A 1,028-nucleotide genomic window follows, 5' to 3' on the forward strand; every position below is an offset into this window, starting at 1 on the left:
CTTGAAAACCACACCCACCCTGATTCACACGGCGGCAATACCGGGAGGCCGAATAAATGAGAGTACGACGACTGGATAATCACCACGACTGGACATTCGGTAACGGGCGCAGTGATTACGCCACAAAATCAGACGCTATCGCGCAATCCGTGAAAACACGTCTGCTGTCCCTGTTTAATGACTGGTTCCTTGATCCTGAGCACGGGGTGTCGTGGTTCGATTACCTGCGTAAAAATCCTAATCTGATGACGATGGAGGCTGAATTGAAAGAAACCGTATTGAACACACAGGGCGTACAGGAAATCACCCATTTTGATATCCGCCTGGAAGCCGATAGCCGTAAGTCGTTGGTTGAAGTCACCTACATCGATATTCATGACAATCAAAGTGAGGTCAGTCTCTATGCTCCAGATCACTGATACCGGCATTGTCATTGAGCAACTTTCTGCCATTCATCAACGGCTGGAAGACGGCTTCAGGCGTATTTATGGTGAAGATATTAATCTGGATGCCGATTCCCCGGACGGGCAGATTATTGGCTTGTTCTCACAAGAGTTAGCCAACATCAATCAGGTTATCGCCTTTATCGCACAGATGTTAGACCCCTATCACGCCACCGGCTCATGGCTGGAGCAACGGGCCATGTATGCGGGACTGGTTCGCCGGGGGGCGGAATTCAGTTACCTCAACGCGGTGATCATTACCGGTCAGGCGGGCATTACCATTCCGGCGGGAACAGTGTTAACCGATGAGAACCGTATCCGATGGGTGACGCTGACAGAGACTACCCTCAACCACAACGGTTCGGCTCAGGTTCAATTACAGAGTCAGGAGCTGGGCGCATTTGCCCTGCAATCCCATAAGGAGTTGCAACTGGAAACAGTGATTGTGGGCGTGGATAAAGCCGTCACCACAAAAGAAGCCGACATCGGTAACGAGGAAGAGACCGACGGTAATTTTCTGCTGCGGTTTATGCGGTCACACTCCATTAATAATCATGATGACCGACAAGGTATTGAAGCGGCTTT

General features: G+C 50.4%; 2 protein-coding genes. Both read left to right on the forward strand.

The genetic code is table 11. The features are described 5' to 3' along the window. Positions 1 to 56: 56 nt before the first annotated feature. Positions 57 to 419, forward strand: coding sequence for a contractile injection system sheath initiator (locus Xinn_RS21000; RefSeq protein ID WP_086956373.1), 363 nt, complete (start codon positions 57 to 59; stop codon positions 417 to 419). Further along, the coding region (locus Xinn_RS21005; protein ID WP_169923646.1) for a baseplate J/gp47 family protein at positions 403 to 1,028 on the forward strand (626 nt) is incomplete at its 3' end. The genes Xinn_RS21000 and Xinn_RS21005, both read left to right, overlap by 17 nt.

This window comes from Xenorhabdus innexi, assembly GCF_002632485.1.
GTDB lineage: Bacteria > Pseudomonadota > Gammaproteobacteria > Enterobacterales > Enterobacteriaceae > Xenorhabdus > Xenorhabdus innexi.

Excerpts from the sequence above, each read along its gene's own strand:
- Xinn_RS21000 (WP_086956373.1), top strand. The coding sequence starts at position 57 with ATGAGAGTACGACGACTGGATAATCACCACGACTGGACATTCGGTAAC.